The sequence below is a fragment of the Gemmatimonadota bacterium genome, from assembly GCA_026705765.1.
Classification (GTDB): Bacteria; Latescibacterota; UBA2968; order UBA2968; family UBA2968; genus VXRD01.
In genome coordinates this window covers 1-4,112 of the sequence record JAPPAB010000061.1, presented here as the reverse complement: position 1 = coordinate 4,112, position 4,112 = coordinate 1, and the positions used below count along the sequence as shown (strand labels likewise).

At 49.8% G+C, this 4,112-nt stretch carries 5 protein-coding genes; all 5 read right to left on the bottom strand.

The window, feature by feature from the left end:
• A partial coding sequence (locus OXH16_08680) for a sulfatase-like hydrolase/transferase (protein MCY3681461.1) occupies nt 1-586 on the bottom strand: 586 nt, incomplete at its 3' end.
• Between the two features lie 19 nt (nt 587-605).
• Nucleotides 606-1,868 (bottom strand): sulfate adenylyltransferase, encoded by a 1,263-nt coding sequence (locus OXH16_08675; GenBank protein MCY3681460.1) that lies wholly within the window; start codon nt 1,866-1,868, stop codon nt 606-608.
• Nucleotides 1,869-1,975: 107 nt separating this feature from the next.
• Entirely contained in the window at nt 1,976-3,031 is a 1,056-nt protein-coding gene (locus tag OXH16_08670; protein ID MCY3681459.1) for a sialidase family protein, read from the bottom strand.
• Nucleotides 3,032-3,040: 9 nt separating this feature from the next.
• On the bottom strand, nt 3,041-3,649 hold the full coding sequence (locus OXH16_08665) for a hypothetical protein (protein MCY3681458.1): 609 nt from the start codon (nt 3,647-3,649) through the stop codon (nt 3,041-3,043).
• A 192-nt stretch (nt 3,650-3,841) separates the two neighbouring features.
• Nucleotides 3,842-4,112: hypothetical protein (locus OXH16_08660; protein ID MCY3681457.1), on the bottom strand; the 271-nt coding region annotated here is incomplete at its 5' end.

The window sequence follows — 4,112 nt, the reverse complement described above, 5'->3', positions numbered from 1 at the left end:
AGACCCACAGGGCAAAGGGCTGGTCTTGGTGCTTTTCGATAAAGCGCGTCGTCTGTCCGGCGATCAGGCCGGTGGAGTGGTCCTCCAATGGCAACTCGGAGGTGCCGTAGCTGAAGCGGGGGTTCTGATGGGCGAGTTGGCGATGTGCGGCGGCGACTTTTTGGCGACCTTCTGCCGGGCGGAACCAGTCCATGCCCCGTGTCTCCTCGCCTCGACCGCCGTGGGTAAAGGGGTTCCACACATCGAAGAGTGCCAGGTCCTCCTCCTGTTCGAAGCAGTGGTTTTTGCCGATTAGACCCGTGGCGTAGCCCTCCGATTTCCAGAGTTGCCAGGCGTGTTCGGCACCGGCTGGCATCCAGGTCTGGTTGCGTCGGCCCCCGTGCGAGTGGGGAAACTGCGAGGTCCAAAATGAGATGCGCGCCGGCACGCAGAGGGGGTGCGGGGTGATGGCGTTCTCAAAGAGGACTCCGCTGGCGGCCAGGCGTTCCATCGACGGGGTTTGGCAAAAGGTGTTGCCGTAGAGATGGCTGGCCGTGGCGCGCTGTTGGTCGGTCATGATTACCAGGATGTTGGGGCGGTCAGTCATGGTGTTCTGCCTCGTTTTTTTATGCGGTTGCCGACATGGCTTTGCTCAATATTTCCGATGTGCTCGGGCGCATGATTCGGGGATCGACTTGTTCTCCGGCGCTGAGTGTGTCGCGCACTTGAGAGCCTGAAATAAAGACCGGTTGTTCTTCGGAGTGATGTTCCATTAAATCCACGCGTCCAAGTGATTCGTAATACGCTGCAAATCCCACGTTTACGGGCTGAATTTGGAGGTCGCCATTCAGGTGATCAAAAATTTCCTGTGCATCGAAGTCTCCCCAGATCGCGCTGCCGTCGTGATAGGGGGCATCGGCGTGTTTGCGGCCGATGATGATGTCGGTGAATCCAAAGTTCTGACGGTAAATGGCGTGCATGACGGCTTCTTTGGGTCCGGCGTAAAACATTTTGATGTCCAGCCCGAGCAAGATCACTCTGTCGGGTACAGATTCACCGCGTTTTTGCCATAGAGCTACGTCGCTATCCCCTTCGCCCAGTCCCCGAGATGCGATGAGGGCTTCGTAAGTTTGCATGCGAATTTCTGCGCGCACATCGTCCGATTTGGTTTCTCCTACGAGGGGATTTAAGCATGCGCCTGCGTTGTGTCCCTGGTGCAGGAGGGTTTCCAAACCATATACCAGCGCGTATTCGTGTGCCCGATGCAGGGCATTGCGCGTTTGAAATGCCACAACGCGGTTCCAGCCTTTTTGTGTCAGGAGGGGTCTGACTTCTCGCGGGCTGAGTACGTATTGTCCGAAATGTGGATTTTTGGGTTGGGGTAGTACCTGAATTTCACCGCCTATGAGATGGGTTTTGTCGGCATCGCCATTCAGGACCATATCGGCACCTGGATGGTCTGTGCGGTCCGTTAAATATACGCGCTGGAGATATTTGGTTTTGTCCCATTCAAAGATGTCGCTGATGTCCAGCATTGCCACAATTTCGCCAGATGTATTTTCCAATGCGACTTTCTGCCCAATCGAAAGGGTTTTGGCGAGGTCGGGACTCACGGGTAGTGAGATTGGGATCGTCCATGCATAGCGCTTACCATTCACTTCGATGACGGATTCGTCGAGTACCCGATGATATGTTTGTGCATCCATTGGTCCTGTTAGTGGACTCAATCCGCCGTCGCCAAAACGATAGACCGAGGATAGGTCTGCATCGCTGACCGGGACGCGCGTCAGCCCATTTGTTCTGGATAAAAATGTTTCAACATCTGCTACCATGCGATTGACCGGTTCGGATAGACCACCGTGGGGTGCAATCAAGGGTGTGTCGGACATTTGGGTAAACCTCCTAATTATTATGATATTCTTGATTTACTAAGTCAGGAATATATCGGTGGCCTGCTTTCTGTCAAGAAAGAAAGCGGTTTTGGGCCTCTGTTGCTTCAACGCAATTCATTCCATTTGAATTCCAGGCGGATGAGATCCGGGGGCGATTCGCGGTGGTGGAGAGATTTATAGGTTATGACATTGAAATGTACTTTTTGGGCGCGTGTCGTGAAATAAGGCATCGCATAATACCCGTCGGGTACAACCGCGCCTTCGTAATTGTCCAATATGGCATAGGTGAGGATGTCGAGTGATTCGGGATCAAATTTGAATAGACACAATTTCATGCCGCGTATCGATTCCATGTAATTTCTACCGATAAAGTAGTAGCCGCCATCTCGCTTGAAAAGTCGCGGTCTGCCTATCTGGGCGCGTATGAATTTGTAGGTTTCCGTCAGGTTCACTTCTCTGATTGTGCGGAACGATTCATCGGTAAAATGCATTCGCTGGATGCCGTCCAGACCCCGTGTGTTGAAGATGTATCCGTCTTCATATCGCAGGAAGGATGTTTCGTTGATGGGTGCGTTTCCAAAGGCTTTTGTGAGGTTTGCCACAAACTGCCAACTTTTTCCATTGTCATCGGATCGAATCACATCCACATTGGGACTGTTATTTCGATAATGCCGATAGGGCGTCAAGAGCATCCATGTCGTTTCGCCTTCTGTTAGAGATTCAAACGCATAGACATATTCCGTGCCGTTGATGGAACCGAGTTTTTCCCCGCCTTCAAAATGCACGCCGTTATCCGAAGACCGATATGCAAGTAGTCCGAATTTGTCTTTTGAATTTGGAAAATGCGGATCCACATACAGGCTAATATCGCCATTGGCGAATCGGACAAATTCTCCGTTCTGGATCGTGAATCCATCCAGATGTGCGACAATTTTCCGATCCGAAATTGTCCCCGTGGTGGGATTGTAGCGAAACATCTCCCAGTCAGCCGCTGGTTCTGTGTTGTGCCGGGTGCCGCGTTTGTAGGCGATCAAGACATTATGCTCGTCCAGAAACAAGAGGTGTGGGGCTTTCACATAGGGTAGCGTTTTTTGTGCTGCTGCCCGTATAAGGATTTCCTGGGTTTTGTAATGAGGTAGAATGGGGATATGAGGTTTCATAATATTGCTCTACTGACAGTTGGCACCAAGAAAAAAGGGTATGCCTTGAAGCCATGTCTGAAAGGCAGCATTGAGCGGAGCGCATAGCTCTGTGTCTTGAAAGATGAATTCCTTTAGATTCGTCAGGTTTGTCAGGCTTTGGGGAAGTGGACCTGTCAGGCCATTCTGGTCGAGATACAGTCCCGTGAGGTTGGACAGGTTGCTCAATTCAGAGGGGATTGATCCGCTCAATGCATTTCTGGAAAGATACAGGTCCGTGAGGTTGGTCAGATTGCCCAATTCGGATGGGATTGGGCCATGTAATTGATTGTCGGAAAGATTCAGTGTTTTGAGGTCGGACAGGTTGCCTAATGCCCCAGAAAGCTCGCCCGTCAGATTATTGTTGGCGAGGTCCAGGGATATAACCCGTTCGTTAGAAACCGTGACGCCATGCCAGGTCGAAAGATCGCTGTCGCTCAGCCAATTTGTCTTGTTCGTCCAGTTTGCCCCATTAGTCGTGTTGTACAGAGCTACCAGTACATCGCGGTCTGCCGCCAGTGACTGTTCTGGTCCCGTGCTGTTATTTTTACAACTGAAAAGGAGAAATACCAGCATAATGTAAATGGGAAATGGTCGCATTATGCCATCCTGAATAAAAAAGGTCACCGATTTCGCTCTTTCGGTGACCTTTTTCTTAGTTGTCTTCTCATCGCGTTTTTTGAGCTTCCATATATGTTTGCAGAACTACATTCATTTACCAAAAGGTGAAATAAGTAATTGAACTATGAGCTAATTGACTTTTACCGTGGGAAGAAGTTCTGGTATACGAGTTTATGGATTGTTGGAGGGCGGTTGTTGTGGAATGGGTTGGGATGTCGGAATAAGGATCTGTTGTTGTTTAACCCACATTTTTCCTGTATCGCTGGCAATGAATTTTAAGGAAGGTGTATGTTCAAAAATTAAGGTCATTAAATGGTATGCAGTTAGAACATAATTTTGTAAATCTTGGTCTTTCTCAAGAAATTCCAGTTTTAGCCCGAGTTCCTCAGAAGCTGTTTTAAAACTCGTGTGATTAAGCGAGTCTGTTGAGTAAAAGGTGAAT

What these genes read in the sequence shown, in the direction of transcription:
- OXH16_08670 (MCY3681459.1), bottom strand. Translation starts at nt 3,031, where the DNA reads ATGAAACCTCATATCCCCATTCTACCTCATTACAAAACCCAGGAAATC.
- OXH16_08675 (MCY3681460.1), bottom strand. Translation starts at nt 1,868, where the DNA reads ATGTCCGACACACCCTTGATTGCACCCCACGGTGGTCTATCCGAACCG.
- OXH16_08665 (MCY3681458.1), bottom strand. Translation starts at nt 3,649, where the DNA reads ATGCGACCATTTCCCATTTACATTATGCTGGTATTTCTCCTTTTCAGT.